Annotated in this window: 22 protein-coding genes; 6 read left to right on the top strand and 16 right to left on the bottom strand. The window is 54.7% G+C overall.

Going from position 1 to position 20,228, the window contains the following annotated elements; genetic code table 11:
- The first annotated feature begins 47 nt into the window (after nt 1-47).
- Complete coding sequence (cysE, locus tag Q4491_RS05225; protein WP_192016098.1) at nt 48-869, top strand: serine O-acetyltransferase; 822 nt, start codon at nt 48-50, stop codon at nt 867-869.
- Nucleotides 870-941: 72 nt separating this feature from the next.
- Here the strand turns inward: cysE and trmL are convergent, their stop codons facing one another.
- Genes trmL through Q4491_RS05255 form a run of 6 tightly spaced genes read right to left on the bottom strand, consistent with a single transcriptional unit; the run spans nt 942 to nt 6,158 of the window.
- Complete coding sequence (gene trmL, locus Q4491_RS05230; protein WP_218384462.1) at nt 942-1,406, bottom strand: tRNA (uridine(34)/cytosine(34)/5-carboxymethylaminomethyluridine(34)-2'-O)-methyltransferase TrmL; 465 nt, start codon at nt 1,404-1,406, stop codon at nt 942-944.
- Between the two features lie 49 nt (nt 1,407-1,455).
- Nucleotides 1,456-2,202: a sulfite exporter TauE/SafE family protein gene (locus Q4491_RS05235; protein ID WP_303455477.1), complete on the bottom strand. Its 747-nt coding sequence runs from the start codon at nt 2,200-2,202 to the stop codon at nt 1,456-1,458.
- Complete coding sequence (locus Q4491_RS05240; protein WP_303455480.1) at nt 2,199-2,993, bottom strand: SDR family oxidoreductase; 795 nt, start codon at nt 2,991-2,993, stop codon at nt 2,199-2,201. The genes Q4491_RS05235 and Q4491_RS05240 overlap by 4 nt, the downstream gene beginning before the upstream one ends.
- Nucleotides 2,986-3,939, bottom strand: coding sequence for an SDR family oxidoreductase (locus Q4491_RS05245; RefSeq protein ID WP_303455482.1), 954 nt, complete (start codon nt 3,937-3,939; stop codon nt 2,986-2,988). Before Q4491_RS05245 ends, Q4491_RS05240 begins: the two co-directional genes overlap by 8 nt.
- The gene (locus tag Q4491_RS05250) at nt 3,936-4,862 is read right to left on the bottom strand and encodes a bile acid:sodium symporter family protein (protein WP_303455485.1); all 927 of its coding nucleotides are present in this window, start codon (nt 4,860-4,862) and stop codon (nt 3,936-3,938) included. The genes Q4491_RS05245 and Q4491_RS05250 overlap by 4 nt, the downstream gene beginning before the upstream one ends.
- Entirely contained in the window at nt 4,863-6,158 is a 1,296-nt protein-coding gene (locus tag Q4491_RS05255) for an NAD(P)/FAD-dependent oxidoreductase (protein WP_192015973.1), read from the bottom strand. It abuts the gene before it with no gap.
- 207 nt (nt 6,159-6,365) lie between these two features.
- On the opposite strand from Q4491_RS05255, the gene Q4491_RS05260 reads away from it, so the two are divergent.
- Nucleotides 6,366-7,355: an AraC family transcriptional regulator gene (locus Q4491_RS05260; protein ID WP_303455490.1), complete on the top strand. Its 990-nt coding sequence runs from the start codon at nt 6,366-6,368 to the stop codon at nt 7,353-7,355.
- Here Q4491_RS05260 and cpxA read toward each other — a convergent pair.
- Together cpxA and Q4491_RS05270 are read right to left on the bottom strand one after the other, a co-directional pair.
- Nucleotides 7,325-8,758 (bottom strand): envelope stress sensor histidine kinase CpxA, encoded by a 1,434-nt coding sequence (gene cpxA / locus Q4491_RS05265; protein WP_303455493.1) that lies wholly within the window; start codon nt 8,756-8,758, stop codon nt 7,325-7,327. The two genes, Q4491_RS05260 and cpxA, sit on opposite strands and share 31 nt — an antisense overlap.
- Nucleotides 8,755-9,444: a response regulator gene (locus Q4491_RS05270; RefSeq protein ID WP_192015970.1), complete on the bottom strand. Its 690-nt coding sequence runs from the start codon at nt 9,442-9,444 to the stop codon at nt 8,755-8,757. The genes cpxA and Q4491_RS05270 overlap by 4 nt, the downstream gene beginning before the upstream one ends.
- A 189-nt stretch (nt 9,445-9,633) precedes the next feature.
- Between Q4491_RS05270 and Q4491_RS05275 the strand changes: the two genes are divergently transcribed.
- Together Q4491_RS05275 and pfkA are read left to right on the top strand one after the other, a co-directional pair.
- On the top strand, nt 9,634-10,116 hold the full coding sequence (locus Q4491_RS05275; protein ID WP_192016097.1) for a CpxP family protein: 483 nt from the start codon (nt 9,634-9,636) through the stop codon (nt 10,114-10,116).
- A 477-nt stretch (nt 10,117-10,593) separates the two neighbouring features.
- A complete protein-coding gene (pfkA, locus tag Q4491_RS05280) occupies nt 10,594-11,556 on the top strand; it encodes a 6-phosphofructokinase (protein ID WP_027250596.1) in 963 nt (320 codons plus the stop codon).
- Between the two features lie 117 nt (nt 11,557-11,673).
- Here pfkA and tpiA read toward each other — a convergent pair whose 3' ends face one another.
- Nucleotides 11,674-12,444, bottom strand: coding sequence for a triose-phosphate isomerase (gene tpiA / locus Q4491_RS05285; protein WP_192015969.1), 771 nt, complete (start codon nt 12,442-12,444; stop codon nt 11,674-11,676).
- A 371-nt stretch (nt 12,445-12,815) separates the two neighbouring features.
- On the opposite strand from tpiA, the gene Q4491_RS05290 reads away from it, so the two are divergent.
- Nucleotides 12,816-13,163, top strand: coding sequence for a 5-carboxymethyl-2-hydroxymuconate Delta-isomerase (locus Q4491_RS05290; protein ID WP_192015968.1), 348 nt, complete (start codon nt 12,816-12,818; stop codon nt 13,161-13,163).
- A 110-nt stretch (nt 13,164-13,273) separates the two neighbouring features.
- Here Q4491_RS05290 and Q4491_RS05295 read toward each other — a convergent pair whose 3' ends face one another.
- The 6 genes from Q4491_RS05295 to Q4491_RS05320 all read right to left on the bottom strand — a co-directional run bounded on the left by Q4491_RS05295 (nt 13,274) and on the right by Q4491_RS05320 (nt 18,926).
- Nucleotides 13,274-13,585 (bottom strand): DUF3135 domain-containing protein, encoded by a 312-nt coding sequence (locus Q4491_RS05295; protein ID WP_192015967.1) that lies wholly within the window; start codon nt 13,583-13,585, stop codon nt 13,274-13,276.
- Nucleotides 13,586-13,737: 152 nt separating this feature from the next.
- Nucleotides 13,738-14,481 (bottom strand): ferredoxin--NADP reductase, encoded by a 744-nt coding sequence (locus tag Q4491_RS05300; RefSeq protein WP_192015966.1) that lies wholly within the window; start codon nt 14,479-14,481, stop codon nt 13,738-13,740.
- Nucleotides 14,482-14,510: 29 nt separating this feature from the next.
- Nucleotides 14,511-15,128 carry a metalloregulator ArsR/SmtB family transcription factor gene (locus Q4491_RS05305; protein WP_192015965.1) on the bottom strand — a complete coding sequence of 206 codons (618 nt, stop codon included), beginning with the start codon at nt 15,126-15,128 and terminating at the stop codon, nt 14,511-14,513.
- Nucleotides 15,129-15,294: 166 nt separating this feature from the next.
- The gene (gene glpX, locus Q4491_RS05310; protein ID WP_192015964.1) at nt 15,295-16,302 is read right to left on the bottom strand and encodes a class II fructose-bisphosphatase; all 1,008 of its coding nucleotides are present in this window, start codon (nt 16,300-16,302) and stop codon (nt 15,295-15,297) included.
- Between the two features lie 212 nt (nt 16,303-16,514).
- A complete protein-coding gene (glpK, locus tag Q4491_RS05315; protein ID WP_192015963.1) occupies nt 16,515-18,032 on the bottom strand; it encodes a glycerol kinase GlpK in 1,518 nt (505 codons plus the stop codon).
- Between the two features lie 42 nt (nt 18,033-18,074).
- A complete protein-coding gene (locus tag Q4491_RS05320; protein ID WP_303455504.1) occupies nt 18,075-18,926 on the bottom strand; it encodes an MIP/aquaporin family protein in 852 nt (283 codons plus the stop codon).
- A 474-nt stretch (nt 18,927-19,400) separates the two neighbouring features.
- Here Q4491_RS05320 and zapB point away from each other — a divergent pair, with 474 nt between their 5' ends.
- Complete coding sequence (gene zapB, locus Q4491_RS05325; protein ID WP_192015961.1) at nt 19,401-19,643, top strand: cell division protein ZapB; 243 nt, start codon at nt 19,401-19,403, stop codon at nt 19,641-19,643.
- Between the two features lie 84 nt (nt 19,644-19,727).
- On the opposite strand, the gene rraA is transcribed toward zapB, so the two are convergent.
- On the bottom strand, nt 19,728-20,213 hold the full coding sequence (rraA, locus tag Q4491_RS05330) for a ribonuclease E activity regulator RraA (protein ID WP_192015960.1): 486 nt from the start codon (nt 20,211-20,213) through the stop codon (nt 19,728-19,730).
- Nucleotides 20,214-20,228 lie beyond the last annotated feature (15 nt).

The following is a 20,228-nucleotide window of genomic DNA, read 5'->3' on the forward strand; positions in this document are numbered from 1 at the left end:
GGGTGCAGGCTATGGTGCAAACACATAAAGGATATACAGGGGACGACGTGAGGGAGTGTCAACAGCAAGCCGTCTGGGAGACGATCAAGCAAGAGGCCAAGGTGCTGACTGAGCAGGAGCCCATGCTGGCCAGTTTTTACCATGCCACCATCATTAAGCACGATAATCTGGGTGCCGCACTCAGCTATATACTGGCGAACAAGCTGGCTACCCCTTCCATGCCTGCAATGGCAGTGCGGGAAGTGGTGGAAGAGGCGTATGTTGCGGACAGTATGCTGACGGAATCGGCCGCGTGCGATATTCGCGCCGTCGTTGACCGTGACCCTGCTATCAACAAATTTTCTGTGCCGCTTCTGTATCTGAAGGGCTTTCACGCTTTGCAGGGCTATCGTGTTGCCAACTGGTTGTGGAAGCAAAAGCGCGAAGCACTGGCCATTTATCTGCAAAATCAAATTTCAGTGACTTGTCAGGTGGATGTGCATCCGGCGGCCCGCATCGGTCAGGGCATCATGTTTGACCACGCTACAGGTATCGTGATTGGTGAGACGGCAATTATCGAAAACGATGTGTCTATCTTGCAGGATGTGACGCTGGGCGGGACAGGCAAAGAGTGCGGCGACCGTCACCCTAAAATACGTGAAGGGGTGATGATAGGCGCCGGTGCCAAAGTGCTGGGGAATATTGAAGTGGGTGAAGGGGCCAAGATCGGTTCGGGCTCAGTGGTGCTGGCACCTGTGCCGCCTCATACCACAGTGGCCGGAGTACCGGCGAAAATTGTCGGCCGTCCGAGCAGCGACAAACCTTCCATGGATATGGACCAGCAGTTTAATGGCATTTACCAGACTTTTATTGCCGGTGACGGTATCTGAGTGCCGATTGCCTTCAATATCTCATCGTGAAAAAGGGGTCGGCAGACCCCTTTTTTTGTCTTGCTGCCCGGGCTATCTGGCTCCGGCAAAATCAAACTGGCGCCAGGCCTCATAGGCAATGATGGCGGCTGCGTTGGAGAGATTCAGGCTGCGGCTGTCCGGATGCATAGGGATGCGCAGCCGCTGCGCCTGGGGCAGGCTCTCTATGACAGCTGCCGGCAGGCCGCGGGTTTCCGGGCCGAACAACAGTATGTCGCCGTCCTGAAACCGGGCCTGAGTGTGGTACTGGGTGGTTTTGGTGGTGCAGGCAAACAGGCGGCGACCGGCAGTGGCGGCCAGGAAGGCCTCAAAGTTGGCGTGACGATGCACATGGGCCAGATCGTGGTAGTCCAGACCGGCACGCCGTAATTTCTTCTCTTCCAGATCAAAGCCTAACGGCTCAATCAGGTGCAGATGCGCACCGCAATTGGCGCACAGGCGAATAATGTTGCCCGTATTGGGCGCAATTTCAGGTTCGTACAGGGCGATATCAAACATGATCAGGCTACAACAGCGACAAAAACACTATTGTAGCCTGCATTCATGGCTAGGAACCAGTGTTGAGCGCTGCCCAGGAAAACAATGTGTTGGTCATCAGAATCAGCCCGACGACCAGCAGGACACCAAACACCAGCTTGCTGAAGTGCGCCTGATCGATACTGTGGTGCAGCCGGTTACCGATACATGCCCCTATACCGACACAGGGTGCCAGCCAGAGCAAGGTTTCCCGGTAGGGTGCCAGTTCGCCGGCCTGGATAAAATACAGGGTCAGACAACCATTGAGGCTGAGCCAGACCGTCAGCAAGGTTGCCCTGAACTGGGTTTTATCCAGCGAGGTGCGGGCCAGCGCATAAACCAGCAGCGGGCCGCCGGACGCGAACAGGCCGTGGGTGATCCCGGCCGCCGTGATGGTGGAGTGCCGCCGCAGTGAAGGCATCTCAACCGCTGCTGGTTGCAGCAGGGCTCGGGCGGCGAACCAGATGATCAGGCCGGCAAACAGGGTTTTGCTCAGCAGTTCGGGGACATAGGGGGTCAGCCCGACGCCGACGGCTGTGCCGACCAGCATCATGGGCAACACGGAACGCAGCAGGAATGAAACCTGTATGTGCTGTCTGAGCTTCCAGACCAGCGGCGCCGTCATCAGTAGATTCAGCGGCACCAGAATATGAACCAGTGATGCCAGATCCATGACCAGCGCCCCCAGCGACAGCGCCAGCACTATACTGCCAAATCCCGTCATGGCTTCAATACCAAAGGCCAGAATAATCGCCAGGCCCAGCCACACCAGTGTCATGGTTTGACCTCAAGCTCAGTGGCAAATTTCCGGCTCATCAGGTGCAGAAAAACCCGCGGCAGCAAACGGTACAGCAGGCTGGAAAAATGGGTAAAGGCATCCGGGAACAGCCGTTGTTTGTCTTGCCTGATGGCAGTGACAATCTGCTCGGCCATCCACGAACTGGGGCGTATTTTACCGACCATAGAGCGTTGATGGCGACTGCGGCCCCCGTCGCCATTGAGGGCGTTGCGCTCTATGGGGGTATCGAGAAAGCTCGGGTAGACCATCAGAACTGTCACGCCGTCGCTGTGCATTTCAGCCCGGAAAGTTTCAAAATACTGGTGCAGGGCTGATTTAGAGGCGCAGTAACCGGCCCGGCCCAAAACAGGCATCCAGCCTGCCATCGAGCTGATGTTGACCACTTTGGCCTGGTGTTGCACCAGCAGCGGCAGCAGCCCCTGGGTCAGGCGGACCGGCGCGAAGAAGTTCACCGCCATGACTTTTTCTATCACTGCCGGTTGTGTAATGCGGGACAGCGAGCGGTGGGTAATACCGGCATTGTTGATCAGCAGCGCAATCTCAGACTCGCGCTGCCGGATATCAGTAATCAGCGTGTCTATGGCATGGCTGTCAGCCAGATCGCAGACAAAAAAACGGCTGTCTTCCAGCGTGGCGGCCAGTTCAGTCAGCTTATCCTGGTCCCTGTCTATCAGATACAGCCGGTAGCCATATGACAGACGAATCGCCAGATCGCGGCCCAGCCCTGAGGCGGCGCCGGTGAGGATGGCAACAGGTTTGTGCTCAGTCATGCTGACACCCCCTGGCCGGGATCAACCCTTGCTGGCTGGCATAATATTCGAACACCTCCAGCGAGGTTTTTTTCGGGATATAGCCAAAATCAAATTTCAGCGCGTAGTTTGCCAGCACGGGGCGATAGCGAAGAAAATCCAGTTGCTCGGGTCCGTATTGGGTCATACGCAGCAGCTTGCCGACCCGCAGGGCGCTTTTCAGCAGCCAGGCCGGTAAATCACGGGTGTCTTTACCGAGAATATCGGCGATTTGGTGAACGCTGAGGGCACCGTCTCCCGCCAGATTGAATTGCCCGGATTTACTATGGCTGACCCCCTCGGTGATGATATCGACGACGTCCTGATCCCAGATGAAGACAAACGGCGACGGCGAGCCTTTAACGGCCAGTAACTTGTCTTTGCGAAACAGGTCAGTGATCAGATTGTTGGTCTCAGCGCCCAGCACAGTGCCCGGGCGCAGGATCAGCTGCTGCAGTTCCGGGTAGGCGACGCGGTATGCGGCCAGCATCTCTTCCACCAGTCGTTTGTGGTAGCTGTAGGAAAAATGCCGGTTGCCCCGCAGCGGGTCGGATTCACGCAGCCACTCGGCATTGTCGGCATGATAGCCGTACGCAGCGCCGCTGCTGGTGACCGTCAGATGGGCGACCTGATGATTGATACAGGCTTTGAGCAGGTTTTCCGTCCCGTTGACATCAATGTCATAGTCTCTTTGCCTGTCACGGGATGGCTGCACAATACTGGCCAGATGGATGACATGGCTGATGTGGTGACGTCCGATGAAATCGCTCAGCGCGGCAGAACGAATGTCCATTTTCTGGTAGGTGACGCCCTCAGGCTGAGCATCATGAATATCAATACCAAATACCTCGGCGTGCTGGGCGAGGCGTACACTGAGCTGCCGGCCCAGATAGCCCTGGCAGCCGGTGATTAAAATTCGCTGTGTCATAAGGTCCCTTTATGCTGTTCGCGAGTGGATGAAACAGGTGAGGTGAGGGCAGCGCGGCGGTTATCCAGCCGGTGCCAGCAGTAGCACAGTCCCATGCCACTGATCAGATGCCAGATCCCCCAGCCAGCGGCAATAATGGCCATACCGGTCAGATCGCCGAAAAAGGTGAAAATGATGCCCAGTCCCAGGCCGGAGTTCTGCAGGCCGACTTCCAGTGTGATCGCCCGGCGATCAGCAACCGGCAACTTCATGACCCAGGCACAGAGCCAGCCGATGGCCAGCGCCAGAGCATTGTGGAAGATAACGGCCAGCAGGAAGACACTGGCGCCGGCGATAAAGCGCGGCCAGTTAGTGATCAGCGCGATAGCCACAAAACCGAACAGGGTGAGCAGCGAGATGATGCGGAAAAAGGGTTCGCTGCGTTTGGCAAAGCCGGGGGCCATCTGGCTGCAGATCAGTCCGAGCGTCAGCGGTAACGCCAGCACCAGTGCCACCACAATAAACAGGCTTTCCGGTGGTACGGCAATTTGCTTCAGTAACTGGGCGGTGTGCGGGTTCATGCTGGCATAAAACATGAAATTAAAGGGGGTCATGAAGGACGCGGCGACACTGGCTATCCCTGTCATACTGATGGACATGGCCGTGTTGCCTTTGGCCAGATAGGTGACGATATTGGAAAAGCTGCCGCCGGGACAACTGGCGACCAGGATTAATCCCAGCGCCACTTCGGCGGGCATGGGCACCAGCAGGGTGAGCAGCCAGGTCAGCGCCGGCATCAGCACAAACTGGGCAGCCAGCCCGGTCAGGGGGCCTTTGGGCTGGCGAACAACCTGGCGGAAGTCGGCCGGTTTGAGACTCAGGGCGATGCCAAACATCATCATCGCCAGAATCAGATTCAGTAACAGCAGGCTAGTGCTCGACATTCAGCTCTCCCATTGCAGCTGGCGAATTTCGTGGTTCAGCGCCGCCAGATAATCGGCTTTGTGTACATAGTAGGCCATGCGTTCCAGATTCAGGTACGCAATACCGCCATCAATTCTGCGGCTGGCCTGCTGGCGGACTTTGTGCATGAATTTTTCTGCTGCGGCCGGTTTCTCATGGCGGGCCCGGATAAAACGGGCCACCAGCTGAGCCTGATCATCGCGTCCCTGCCAGCCAAGACCTGAGGCTTCTACCATCCCCATCACAAACAGGTTGTCATGCTGTGGCGTGAAAATATTAAGGTACAGGCCAGGTGCATCACCGTTCCAGTTAAGGTGCTGGCGGTCAATAAAGGGGTAATGCAGAGAGTAGCCGGTGGCCTCAAGGATCAGATCATACTCTGCTTCCTGCCCGTCCTGAAAACGCGCACCAGTCGGCAACAGTTGCTCAATCGACGGGCGCACAGTGATATCACCGTGCCCTATGTGGTGCAGGAACATGGAATTGACCACAGGGTGGGATTCATACATACGGTAGTCGGGATCTGGCAGGCCAAACTGGCTGGGTTTGCCGGAGATCAGCCGGACCAGGGTGCCGTCGACCATTTGCTTCAGCCGGTTCGGCAAGCGCACTTTGCCACCCAGGGTATCTGTGGGTATGCCCGCCACAAATTTGGGCAGGAAGTAATACCCGCGGCGGATCACCATATCAACCGAGCGGGCGCGGTGCACGGCATCCACCGCAATGTCGCAGGCACTGTTACCACAGCCGACAATCAGTACACGTTTACCGGCAAAGACCTCGGCGCTTTTATAATCGCTGCTGTGAAATTGCTCACCCTGGAAGTCACCACCAAAGTTGCCCCGTCTGGGGTGATGTAGCGTACCATTGGCCAGCAATACCCCGGATGCCATCAGGGTAAAGGTCTCACCATGCTGACGGTAAGTGACCAGCCAGTTGCCCTGGCAAGGTTCCACCTTTTCCACCCAGGCATGGAAACGATAGTGACCATACAGATTAAAGTGCCGTGCATAATCCTGAAAATAGCGACAAAGCTGATCATGTTTCGGGTAGGTGGCCACATGATCCGCCATGGGAAAATCAGAGAATTCTGTCATTCGCTTGGAGGAAATCAGGTGAGCCGATTGGTACATGGTACTGGTCGGGCTGCTGATGTCCCACAGTCCGCCGACATCGGCATGGGCTTCCAGCCCGATGACAGGCAATCCTTGTTCGGCCAGGCGGCGCACTGTGCACAGGCCCATAGGCCCGGCTCCAATCACAACGTAGGGATGCATACTGAATGACTCTCTGTTTAGGTCCTGAATACTATCATTAACTTTTTGTTAACACTTTGCTATGGCCCAGACGGGACGTGAACAGGTTAATTCGGGACGTAATGGCCCGAAATAACAGCCGGGTTCCGAGCCGTATCACAGTGCTCGCCGGCGGGCCTGTGGTATAACGGCGGTAAGTATGATCAATTGACTGCCCGGGTTAGCGCTATGTACCCCAGCACTGTTACATCAGGATTCAGCAAAGCGATTCTTAAATTTCTGCCGTCTTTGGGGATAGCTCTGCCGGACGCGCTGCGACGTCAGGTGGCTGCCTGTCCGGCCGGTGAGCGCTTGCCGCTGTCGCTGCAGGATCAGCTCTGGCAGGCGATTGCGGATCACGCCGATTGCGACGGGGTCGGGTTGCGGATTGGCCGCCAGCTGCAGATCGATCAGTTTGATATGCTGGGCTTTTTGTTACTCAGCAGTGTCAATCTGGCCGGTGCGGTGGACAATTTGCTGCGTTTTTCTGATCTGGTCGGAGAAGGCGGACGCTTTGCCCGGTTCCACAGTCAGGAAGGCTGGCACCTGGTCTACCGTCCTCATTTTGAAGCGGCCAGAGCCGCGCGGCTGGAAGCCATTTTTGCCAGCGTGATGCAGGGCGCTGCCGTGGTCGCCAGCGGCCCGGTGATCCCAAAGCTGGTCGCGTTCGAGCATTCGCCTCAGGCGCCGTTAGCCCTGTACCATGAGGTGTTTGGCGATACCCAGGTCTGTTTTTCCCGGACAGGGAACTACATGGTTTTCAGTGATCAAGACTGGCTGTGCAGCCGGCGTGACATCCAGCCGGAATTGCAGGCTCAGCTGATACGGCTGGCCCAGCAGCAGATGAAACGCCTGGCTCCAGCGTCTTTTCTGGAGCAGATCAGCCATCTGCTGACACAGCAACCCAGCCTGACCCGCGCCCAGACCGCGGCCTTGTGTAATCTCAGCGAGCGCCACCTCAACCGCAAGCTGGCGGATTTTGGCGTCAGCTTCAGGGCATTGTCTGAGCAGATAAAAAAACAGCAGGCGCTGCAGATGCTGAACCAAAAGGGCAGCACACAGGCTAACCTGGCGCTGTACTTTGGCTATGCGGACGACAGTGCGTTTGCCAAAGCGTTCAAACGCTGGACCGGCATGGGGATCCGGGACTATCGTGCTTCCGGCTGTGACAACGAGTGACGCTGGCTTTTCTGTGCCAGCGGCAGCAGCAGGGTCACTCTCAGTCCGCCCAGCGGACTGCGGCTGGCGGTGATGCTGCCATTGTGCTGGCGAATGGCATTTTCTGTGATGGCCAGCCCCAATCCGGTGCCGCCGCTGTGGCGATCCCGGGCGGTTGATACCCGGTAGAAAGGCCGGAAAATATCTTTCAACTGATCATCGGGCACCCCTTCGCCGTTATCGTCTATGGTCACGGTCAGCGAGTGGTCATTGGCGCTGAACTGAACTTCGATGCGATCTTTGCTGTAGTAGATGGCATTACGAACGACATTTTCCAGGGCACTGATCAACAGCTCGGGGTTTCCGGCCAGCGGCCAGGGCAGCAGCGGGCTGTAGGTCAGGCTTTTCTGGTGCTGACTGGCTTCAAATTCGGCATCATCCAGCATCTCCTGCCACAGGCTGACCGCATCACTGTATTCGCGGGTTTCCTGCCCGTGTATCTGCATCCGCGACAGTTCCAGCAGTTTGGCGATCATGGCTTCCAGTCGTTCGGCTTCGGTATCAATCCGATCCAGTTCCGGACTGTTGCCCTGCTTGCGCTGGGCCAGGGCGGTCGCCATGCGAAGCCGGGTCAGGGGAGAGCGCAGCTCGTGAGAGATATCCGACAGCAACCGCTGTTGCCCGCCTATCATCTGATTGACCGAGGTGACCATCTGATTGAAGCTGGCACCAGCCTGGCGAAATTCGCGCGGCCCGGAGGATTCGAGTGCCGGATCCTGGGTGAATTGTCCGCTTGCCACCCGCTGCGCCGCTTCCTGCAGTTTGCGCGCCGGGCGGCTTAATGCCCAGGCCAGCCACAACAGCAGCGGCGTACTGATCAGCATAGTCAGCAGCAGCAGATGAAAAGGCTGATCGAGAATGCGCAGAAAGAAAGGCGGTGGCCGGTGCGACACCCTGCCGATATACATCAGCGCGCTTTGCTGCTGATCCTTGACCAGAAAAGGCCCGGCCACCATCCAGCGGCCGTAGAGTTTCTGGCGCGGCGCGTCCGGGCTGTCGGCACTGGTAATGAAATTGCGCAACGCTTTGGTGCGCTGATGCGGCGTGAGTAGCTCGCCGTCGTCATTGGTGAAATACAACTGCATACCTTTGTGGCGCTTGGGATCAGCCAGCGGCTGCAGTTTTTCCAGCAGGGTGCCGGGTTGACTGCTCAAGCGCTCAGAGATGCGCTCCGCCGCGTCCTGATAACGATTCAGTTCCGGCTGAGGAATAGTGTGTTGCGAGCGTGGGTCAAGGTGCGGTAACAGTAATAGCACCACAACGACCAGCATCAGGGTCAGCCAGAAAATCGCAAAGATCCGGCTGGAGAGCCGGTTGAAAATGGGCAGGCTGAACACAGGCAGGTTAAACAGGGGCCGCTTCATCCCGCCTCCACAAACAGATAGCCTTTGCCGCGCAGGGTTTTTATTCTGGGCTTACCGTCTTCGCGCGGGGGGAGTTTTTTACGCAGGTTTGAGACATGCATGTCGATGGCGCGGTCAAACGGCGCCAGGCGTTTGCCCAGCACTTCCAGGCTGAGATCCTGTTTGGTCACTACTGTGCCGGGGTGGCGGATCAGGTGGCTGAGCAGGGCCAGCTCAGTCGCTGTCATGTCGATCAGCTCACCGTTACAGGTAACTTCCTGGCGACCGGGATAAATGGTCAGATCCAGATAGGTCATGCAGTCTGGTTCGCTCTGGTTGTCCTGCACCATGCGGGAGCGGCGTAAAATAGCACGCATGCGGGCCAACAGCTCCCTGTCACTGAAAGGCTTGGGTAAATAGTCATCCGCGCCCAGCTCGAGTCCCAGCACTCTGTCGATCTCTTCGCCTTTAGCGGTCAGCATCAGCACTGGCGTGCTGGTGGTTTCGCGGAGTTTACGCAGCATATCAATGCCATTCATGACTGGCATCATGACGTCCAGCAGGATCAGATCTGTGTCTTCATCAACCATTAACAGCCCTTGCTCACCATTGTGCGCGACGCGCACTGTGAAGCCTTCCAGCAGAAGGATGTCATTGAGCAGTGCTGTCAGTTCATTATCGTCATCGACCAGAAGAATGTTTGCCATACTGATTCCATACCCTCTAAATGATTCAGGTTAAGTATCCCCTATGCCCGAAAGCAGGCCAAGCCGGATGACAGTGCTTTACCCAGCTTTACGTTTTCACGACAACAGTTTACCTGCTAGCGGGTAGTATTTGCTTATCGGACATCAACAGAGCGAGAACAGGATATGAATAAGACTATGACCCGGAAAATGAAAACGACAGTCGCTATGGTATTAGCGGTACCTATGCTGCTGGGCTCCGTTTCGGCACTGGCGGAAGGGGGCAAGTCTCATGGTAAAGGTCATTATGGCGACTGTGGTGGTCATCGTGCCGAGCGCGGCGTTATGCAGTCTCTGGATCTGACCGACGCGCAAAAAGAGCAGATGCGCAGCCTGCGCGAGAGCAATAAGGCAGAGATGCGCGAAAACATGGCCCAGGGCCGTGAAGCCATGAAAGCAAATCACGACAAGATGCAAGATTTGCTGCTAGCCGACAACTTTGATGAAAATGCAGTGCGTGATCTGGCCAAGCAAATGTCAGATCAACAAATTGAGCGTCGTGTGAGCATGATGAAAAAACGTCATGACATGCTCAACATTCTGACAGCGGAGCAGAAAGCACAGTACAAGACATTAAAAGCTGAGAAGCAGGCAGAGTGCATGGCGAAATGGAAAGAAAAACACAGTGAATAATGCTGCATTTGACTGAAAATACCGAAGCCACAACGAAATGTTGTGGCTTTTTTTGTTGTCACCATGAGCTTAACTTGTCAATTTTGTTATTAAATTTCATCACAAAACCGCTATACTGCGAATAATATTTAGCTGTCCATGTGGCCGGAAACCATACTTACCGTCAGGGTTCGGGAGAATTTGCCGGCGAGGCGGCCGACATTGCGAACTAAGCATATACTTAGTGGCATATAGCCTGGCGGCAACCTGGGGTACAAAACACACTCGGGGTTCCAGTATGCCAACAAGGCTGCCGACACATGGCAAGTTTACGTGATATGAATCAATACATCGTTTTTCTAAATTGTAATACTCCTACATTAGTAGGAAAGTTACAGTTTACGCGAGTCGCCACCGTGAGGGAGGCGAGGCGGAGTCGCTGACTTGGGCCAGCTCGCAAAGGAAAGGATTTTCATTTCCCAAAGTCAGAGGGTAACCATGATTAAAAAGATTGGTGTTTTGACCAGTGGCGGTGACGCCCCAGGTATGAACGCGGCGATTCGCGGAGTTGTTCGCGCAGGTTTATCAGAAGGCCTGGAAGTTTACGGTGTATATGATGGCTATCAGGGCCTGCATCAGAACCGTATTCAGAAACTTGACCGCTCCAGTGTCTCTGACGTGATCAACCGGGGCGGCACGTTTCTTGGCTCTGCCCGTTTTCCTGAATTCCGTGATGAGAAAGTCCGTGCTCAGGCGATCGAAAACCTGAAAATTCACGGTATCGATGCGCTGGTGGTGATCGGCGGTGATGGCTCTTACATGGGGGCGAAAAAGCTGACCGAGATGGGCTATCCGTGTATCGGCCTGCCCGGCACCATAGACAACGATGTGGCCGGTACTGATTATACGATCGGTTTTATGACGGCGCTGAATACCGTAATTGATGCGATTGACCGCCTGCGTGATACCTCATCGTCGCACCAGCGTATTTCGATTGTTGAAGTCATGGGCCGTCATTGCGGCGATCTGACCCTGATGGCATCGATTGCCGGTGGCTGTGAGTACATCATCACCCCGGAAACCGGCCTGCACAAAGAGCAGCTGCTGGCCAAAATCAAAGAAGGCATCTACAAAGGTAAGAAGCACGCAATTGTGGCGATTACCGAGCTGATGACAGACGTCAATCAGCTGGCTAAGTATATCGAGACGGAAACCGGCCGCGAAACCCGCGCCACCGTGCTGGGCCATATCCAGCGTGGCGGACAGCCAACTGCCTTTGACCGTATTCTGGCTTCTCGTATGGGTGCTTACGCGGTTGATTTGCTGATGCAGGGCGAAGGTGGCCGTTGCGTGGGGGTGCAGAATGAAAAAATGGTCCACCACGACATTATTGATGCCATCGAAAATATGAAACGCCCGGTGCGCACAGATTTGTACAAGGTTGCCGATAAGCTGTTCTGATCATTTCAGGACGGGACAAGTGAATAAAAAAAGCCGACGCTGCTGTGGTCGGCTTTTTTGTGCTCCTGCCTGAGACAGGATGCTGCCGGAGCGGCGTGTGCCGCCCCTGATGGTATCTTATTTCTTGGCTTCAGCTGCTGCTTTCGCGATAGCGGCAAAGCCTTCTGCATCCAGCGCTGCACCGCCAACCAGGGCGCCGTCGATGTCTGGCATCGCAAACAGCTCAGCGGCATTGCCAGCTTTAACCGAACCGCCGTACTGGATCACTACGTTTTTCGCGACTTCCGCGCTGAAAGACGCGATGTGGGCACGGATAGCGGCGTGAATGTCCTGTGCCTGCTCGGCAGTCGCCGCTTTACCGGTACCGATGGCCCAGATAGGTTCATAGGCGATGATGGCACCGTTCAGGGCTTCAACACCTTGTGTTTTGATCACAGCGTCCAGCTGGCGGGCACAAACGGCAACCGTTTCGCCGGCTTCGTTTTGCGCTTCAGATTCACCGATGCACAGTACAGGCGTCAGGCCGTTCTCTTTCAGGAAGGCAAACTTCTGAGCCACGAACTCGTCCGACTCGTGATGGTACTCACGACGCTCTGAGTGGCCGATGATGATGTGGCTGGCGCCGAAATCTTTCAGCATCTCAGGTGAGATATCACCTGTGTAAGCACCGCTGGCGTTCACATCAACGTTCTGGGCACCCAGAATGATCTTGCTCTTGCCCTGGCTGATCAGACGCTGTGCCAGATCCAGGTACATCACAGGTGGCGCGACTGCCACATCAACGCCCTCAACGCCAGCCAGCGCGGCATCCAGACCTGTCAGCAGGTTGGTGACCATTTCTTTGCTGCCGTTTAGTTTCCAGTTACCCATAACTACAGGATGACGCATAAGATTTTCTCCATATCTATGTGATGTCTAAAGTCAGACTAAACTGAGTACACCGCTGTCAGGCAGTAGTGTGTTCAGTGCAGCCTGCCTGATAATGCAGGTTTAAACGTCCGACAGTATACGCCCGATAGACGTAAACTTCCTTAATCTCGAACAAATCCATGCCCGGTTGTACCTGTTTCAACGGCAAAAGTGAACTCTGAGCTGTAATAAATTTTCACTTTCAACTCAGAGCGGCTAGCCACATTGATGGTGAAAAGTGATCAACAGGGAATTTCTGCATGCCCGTGTCGCTGTCGTCAGTAAAATCGGCTAAGTTATGCGCCAGTTAATGGAATATCGGGTCGCCCCTGACCAACAAGGAGAGTTGTATGCCCCACCTGAAGCTGGAATTTGCCGATCCCGTTGCTGAGCGCGTTAACGTTGCAGCCTTACTGGAAGATCTTCATCAGTCATTGCTAACCTGCGGGGTATTTGAACCCGCCTCTGTGAAATCTCGCGCCTATCCTTGTCATCAGTGGCAGGTGGGAGAGGGCGGTGATGCTCATAATTTTATTCATCTGGAACTGGCTTTGTTGTCGGGGCGTGACGATGACTGTAAGCGCGGACTGGCAGAGCGTCTGATGCCGCTGCTGGAGCAGCACGCTGCGACGATTGACAGCCTGACGATTGAAATCCGGGATATGGAAAGCGACACCTATTTGAAGTCGAAAAGATAGCTGAAGCTGAAAAGACAGCTGAAGCTGGAAGTGGAGATCCTATCTTTAACTCTCAGACCAAAAAAACGGGCCAGCATTCAGGCTGGCCCTCGGTATTCGTATCGCTGGCATTATGCCTGACGGCGAAACGGCATCACTTTCGCTTCATGTTCTGTCAGGGTTTCCGGCGCTGTAAGTGAGCGGGCAAAGCGCTGTAATTGTTGTTGTAATTCAGCCCGCAGCAGCATATTGGTATGGTTCGGGTTTTTACCCCGCGCAATGACCTGGTTGATGTGGCTCATCTGCGCGCGCAAGCGTGGTTGCATGGCTGGGCTGGCGTTTTCAATGATTTCCTCGCTCATTCGCAGTCGCAAGGCTTCCAGCTCTTCAGGTGCCGTTTCGGCCAGTTTTTTGAGTTCATCAAAGGATGGTAACGTCTGCATAACTCATTCCCCAAGCGTCAAATCTGTGACTTACTTAACACTAGATGGCGGGGAATGAAAAAAACGTCTCATTGATGAGACGCTCAATAAAAGTGACCTGAGTGTACAGGGAATAAGACTGGCAGTGGCTTCTGAGCCTGCTACCAGCCCGGTTACCAATAGTGCTCGACGGTGATCTGGCCGGGCTTACGGCGCAGGTTTTTCACAAATCCGCGCGCTTCCAGTACCGCCTTGGTGTCTTTCACCATCGCCGGGTTACCGCACAGCATCAGTTGCGAGGTTTGAGGATTGAGCGGTATGCCGACATGGCGTTCCAGCAGGCCGTCTGAAATGGCCTGAGGAATGCGGCCGGTGAGCGCAAGTGGTGCCGGCTCGCGGCTGACAAAGGGCTGGACGATCAGCTGTTCGGGATGGGCTGCTTTGAGCGCGTTGATTTCTGCCTGATAGCTGAGATCGGCGGCAAAGCGAACGGCATGCACCAGTACGATTTTACGAAAGCGCTGCCAGGCGGTGGCTTCACGCAAAATGGACAGATATGGCCCGATGGCCGTCCCGGTTGACAACAGCCACAGGCTATCCCCGTCAGGCACTTCATCTAAGATAAAGAAGCCGTTAGCCCGGGCGGTGATGAAGACTTCGTCTTCGGCTTGCAGGGCGTGCAGGCGAGGGGACAACAAACCGTCAGCCACTCTGGTGGCGTAGATTTCAATCTGATGGCTGCTGGGCGGATTGACAAAGGAGTAGGCGCGTTGGATCATTTTGCCGTCGCATTCCAGCGCCAGCTTGGTAAATTGCCCGGCTTTAAAGGGTTCAATATTCGCCTCCAGCGTTAAACTGAACAGTTCGCTGTTCCAGTGACGATTACTGATAACCTTGGCAGGGATCCAGTCAGCCATTGTGATCTCCTTCTTACATAGTCAGATTCTCAGGACGGATTAATGCGGTAGCTGCATCTGCGCTGTCCGGCAATAATGTGTTCGTTACGCTCTATTGTCACACTGTCTCCCAGCAGACGCTGGAAGACCGCCAGTTCAGATCGACAAAGAGAGGGGCAGCGCTTCGCGGCATGGCAGATAGGACAATGGTTCTCAATCAGAATGAAGCCGTGTTCATCGGACTCCAGCTGTGCCATGTAGCCTTCCTTTTCCCTCAGTGTAGTCAGAATCTGAAGTTTTTCTTTTAAATCTGTGGCCTTTGCAATGGCCTGCTGATACTGGTTCAGCGTGCCTTCTTCGCGCTGCAGCAAAATCTTCTGCAAGCCTTCCTGACCGAACAGATTTTCCACTGAATCCAGCATTTGAATGATCAGGTCACCGTGACGATCGGCAAACTGCTCATGGCCTTGAGCCGTCAGGTGCCAGTGACGGGTTGGCCGGCCGACTTTGGCTTTGATATCTTCAAACCCCACCAGACCGTCGTCTTCCAATCCCTGCAAGTGCTGGCGCACTCCCATAGTCGTCAGGCTCAGCTCCTCTGACAGGGCTTTGGCAGTGACCGGGCCGTCTTGCTTCATTCTATGGAGAATTTTATCTATGGTTTTCATAGTCGTATTACTTGTATTCATGCGCCTATTATGTGGCCAGCTAAGTATATAAAGCAATGGCTTTACTAAATAGCATAGCCCAGCTTTATAAAAAAAGCAGTGAAAGTCTTATTATGATCAGGCGGTTATCCCGGTACTTATCACATACCGGGACGGCAGAGCGCTGTCAGAGAATATGAGGCAGAATAGCCGGGTCTTTTCTGTCCAGGTAATGAATCGACTTGATTCGGCGGATCGTGCGGCATTTACCGCGGATTAGCAGGGTCTCTGTGGTGGCGATATTGCCATTGCGGGTAATGCCGTCCAGCAAATCGCCTTTGGTGATACCCGTACCGGCAAAGATCACATTGTCGCTTTTCGCCATTTGCTCCAGCGGCAGGACCTGATTGGGTTCAATACCCATTTCGCGGCAGCGGTCCATTTCCTGCTGGCCCATGCGGTAATTGTCATCACTGCCGCCTTTGACCAGAAAACGTGGCAGCAGGCGCCCTTGCATATCACCGCCTAACGCCCGGATGGCCGCCGCCGAGACCACACCTTCCGGCGCACCGCCGATGCAGTACATTACGTCGACTTCGCTGTCTGGCATGCAAGTGAGAATGGAAGCGGCTACATCGCCGTCCGGCACGGCATAGACACGAATGCCCATGGCCTGCATTTTGGCAATAATCTCGTCATGGCGAGGTTTCGCCAGTGTGGTCACCACCAGGTTTTCTAACGGCTTACCCAGCGCGGCGGCGATATTGACCAGGTTGTCTTCCAGCGGCAGATTGAGATCTATCTGTCCCTTGGCTTGCGGGCCGACCACCAGTTTTTCCATATACATGTCAGGTGCTTTGAGAAACGCCCCTTTTTCACCGGCCGCCAGCACCGCCAGCGCATTGTTCTGGCCCATGGCGGTCATCCGGGTGCCTTCTATCGGATCGACCGCGATATCGACCGCATCGCCACCGGCACCCACCTGCTCGCCGATATACAGCATAGGGGCGTCGTCAATTTCCCCTTCACCGATAACAATCTCACCGGTGATCTCGGTTTTGTTTAGCAGGGTACGCATGACCTCGACAGCAGCGCCGTCAGCGGCGTTTTTGTCGCCACGGCCGAGCCATTTGTAACCTGCCAGCGCGGCACCTTCAGTGACACGGGAAAAAGCCATTGCCAAATCGCGTTTCATGGGAACTCCAGAACTACTCAGTAAAAAGATATCAGGTCAGTCACAGATATCGGGGTGTCGATTCTCTGCGCGAATTGTAACACAGACGCCAGCGCAGCGTTTCCTGCTGCAAGGTATCGATAAAAAAACAAGCCTGCGGGAAGGGCAGGCTTGTGGTCAGAGTTAAAACACTCTGCGTGAAAAGACTCGGCGTGACAACGGCTCGGCGGGGATTACTCGTCCTCGTCGATGGCCCAGCCTTTGGCGCATTCCACGGCGCGCTTCCAGCCTTTATAGCGTCGGGCGCGTTTGCTGTCATCCGGACACGGGGTGAAACTGCGCTCCAGTACGGCTTTGTTTTTCAGCTCATCAATGCTGTCCCAGAAGCCCACCGCCAGACCGGCCAGATACCCGGCGCCCAGTGCGGTGACTTCTGTCACCACGGGGCGGTGCACTTCGGTGTTCAGCAGATCAGACTGGAACTGCATCAGGAAATTGTTGGACACCGCACCGCCGTCCACTTTCAGTGCGGCCAGATGGATCCCTGAATCCGCCTGCATGGCATCCAGAACATCACGGGTCTGGTAAGCAATGCTTTCCAGTGTGGCGCGGATCAGGTGGTTGTTGTTGACACCTCGGGTCAGGCCGACAATGGCGCCGCGCGCATACGGGTCCCAGTAAGGGGCGCCTAAACCGGTGAAGGCCGGCACCACATACACACCGTTGGCACTGCCCACTTTTTCTGCAAAGTACTCAGAATCTTTGGCATCGCCCAGCAGTTTCAGCTCATCACGCAGCCATTGGATCGAGGCACCGGCCATGAAGACCGCCCCTTCCAGTGCGTAAGCCGGCTCGCCTTTCGGGCCGCAGGCCAGGGTGGTCAGCAGGCCGTTCTGCGAGTTGACTTTCTCTTTGCCTGTGTTCATCAGCAGGAAGCAGCCGGTGCCGTAGGTATTTTTGGCCTGACCCGGTTCCACACACATCTGACCAAACAGTGCGGCCTGCTGGTCACCGGCAATACCCGCGATAGGCACACGGGTGCCGCCTTTGCCGCCAATGTTGGTCTGACCGTAGATCTCGGAAGAGGCTTTCACTTCCGGCATCATAGACAGCGGGATATCCATGACTTTGAGCAGTTTTTCATCCCACTCCAGCGAGTTGATGTTAAACAGCATAGTCCGGGAGGCGTTGGTGTAGTCGGTGACATGAACACGGCCTTGGGTCAGTTTCCAGATCAGCCAGGTATCTACGGTACCGAACAGCAGGTTACCTGCTTCGGCCTGCTCACGGGCTCCTTCGACGTTGTCCAGAATCCACTTGATTTTGGTGCCGGAGAAATACGGGTCCACGACCAGGCCTGTGTTGTCACGGATGTAGGCTTCCAGATCCTGTTGCTGTTTCAGCTGCTGGCAGATGTCGGCGGTACGGCGGCACTGCCAGACAATGGCGTTGTAGACAGGTTTGCCTGTGTTCTTGTCCCAGACAATGGTGGTTTCACGCTGGTTGGTGATACCGATACCGGCAATCTGATCGGTGCGGATACCGACTTTGGCCAGGGCTTCCACCATAGTGGAGCTCTGGCTGGCCCAGATTTCCATCGGGTCGTGCTCAACCCAGCCCGCTTTGGGGTAGATTTGAGTGAATTCGCGCTGCGCAGTGCAGACTATGTTGGCGTCATGATCCATGATCACAGCGCGTGAACTGGTGGTTCCCTGATCGAGTGCGACGATGTACTTTTGTTCTGTGGTCATCTGAGGGTCCTCTTCTCTGATTAATTATAGATAGCGCTGCAATCAGGCTTGCGCGACTTCTTTCTCATTGTCTGATTCACATTGGTTCGGCAGGGTACAGCGGTTGCCCGGCAGATAGACACCAATGACTTTCGGGTACAGCCAGGCACCGAAGCCGGCACCGGCAATCGGCGCCAGAATAGGGATGATAAAGTAAGGAATATCTTTTCCGCCAGTCAGCGCCATGTCGCCCCAGCCAGCCAGGTAAGCAAAAAACTTGGGGCCAAAATCCCGGGCCGGGTTCATGGCAAAGCCAGTCAGTGGGCCGAGTGAGCCACCAATCACGGCGATCAGTATACCTATCAGTACCGGGCCAAGAGCACCACGGGGAGTACCGTTTTTCTCATCACCTATGGCCAGAATGGCAAACATCAGCACAGCGGTAATGACAAACTCGACGGCAAAGGCGCCGCTCAATGACAGGGCAGGATTCGGGTAGGTAGAAAAAATGCCAGCCGTGGCCAGGCTTTCGACACTGCCGCGAACAATCCCATGCGTGCTTTCGAATTCGGTGAACAGATTGCTGTAAAGGCCGTATATCAACGCGGCCGAGCAGAAGGCGCCAGCCAGTTGAGACAGGATGTAAGGGAGTACTTTTGCTTTATCAAAACCGTGAAAAATGGCTAATGCAATGGTGACGGCCGGGTTAATGTGCGCGCCGGAGACACCCGCCGTGCAATAAATCGCTATGGTGACTCCAAGTCCCCACATAATACTGATTTCCCATTGACCGAAGTCAGCACCTGCTAACACCAGCGCAGCGACACAGCCTACTCCAAAGAAGATGAGCAGTCCGGTGCCAATGAATTCTGCCAGGCATTCGCCAAGCAGCGTAGGGGGTTGTCGTTTTGTCATGTGCCAATCCTTGTGTCGAGTGATAGGTAATAGAGTTGTTATCGTTATGTGACCAAAAAATACTCGAATGGTGATTTCTTCGAAAGGGTTGTGAATTAAAAATGTGCGTTCGAGCATATAATTTGTTTGATTGGTCGATATCGAAAGGAAAGCGAAAGGTATGAATAGAGTTAATACTCTATTTCGTGCTGAGAGGCGCGAACACTAGCATGTCAGCCGCAGTGGTTCAAAATGCGCAGGGGAAAACTGAGTGATCGCTAACAGTTCACTGTGTCTGGCAGCGCGCGATGCCTTACTGAAGGTAAAATGTTGTGGAAGTTTGGATGATTTTTATCCGATTGTGGCAAAGCGTGGTATTAGTAGATGCCAGACGAATAAGGCCTAGTTAGAATAGGGGCTACATTGGAATTGTAATTTGCCTGGTAGACGCAGTTTAAGCTGCGGTCTTGCGCAGGTGCTGATAGGGTGAAAATTATGTCTTTAGAGATGCTGGAACAGCTGGAAGCCAAAGTGCAAATGGCTGTCGATACCATTTCCCTGCTGCAGATGGAAGTGGAAGAACTGAAAGAGAAAAACGATAATCTGGTAAACCTTGCTCAGGAACTGCGCGCAGATCGTGAGTCACTGGTCCAGGATAACGAGAAGCTGCGTAATGATCATCAGGCGTGGCAGGAGCGTGTCCGCATGCTGCTGGGTAAAATGGAAACGGTGGAATAATTTCCACAACAACTGCCACCCGCAAGAAAAACAGAGCCATTTGGCTCTGTTTTTCTTTAAAGCGCACAGAATGTCAGCGGGGTATCAGTCGATATCCAGAGGTTCCGGAGACAAAATTACCCCGGTGTTGTCTGCATAGAGATGATCTTCCGGCAGGAAGGTGACTCCCCCGAAATTAACAGCGACGTCTACTTCCCCCGTTCCTTGCTTGTCAGCGCCGACTGGAATTGAAGCCATGGCCTGAATACCGATATCCAGCTCATCTAATTCATCGACATGGCGCACACAGCCATACACTATGATGCCTTCCCACTCACTCTGTACTGCCATTTGCGCCAGTTCGGCATCAATCAGCGCGCGACGAAGCGAACCGCCACCATCAATTAACAGGACTCGTCCAGCGCCCGGTTCTGCCAGCACAGTCTGAAGCAGACCATTGTCTTCAAAACATTTTACTGTGGTGATCTGGCCTCCGAATGAGCTTCGGCCACCGTAAGAGCTGAACATTGGCTCAACCACGTCAACCAGGTCGAGGTAAATATCACAGAGTTCAGAGGTATTGTATTCCATAAGCTCGCTTCTTTA

Origin of the sequence: Photobacterium sp. 2_MG-2023, assembly GCF_030547675.1 — a bacterium.
GTDB lineage: Bacteria > Pseudomonadota > Gammaproteobacteria > Enterobacterales > Vibrionaceae > Photobacterium > Photobacterium arenosum.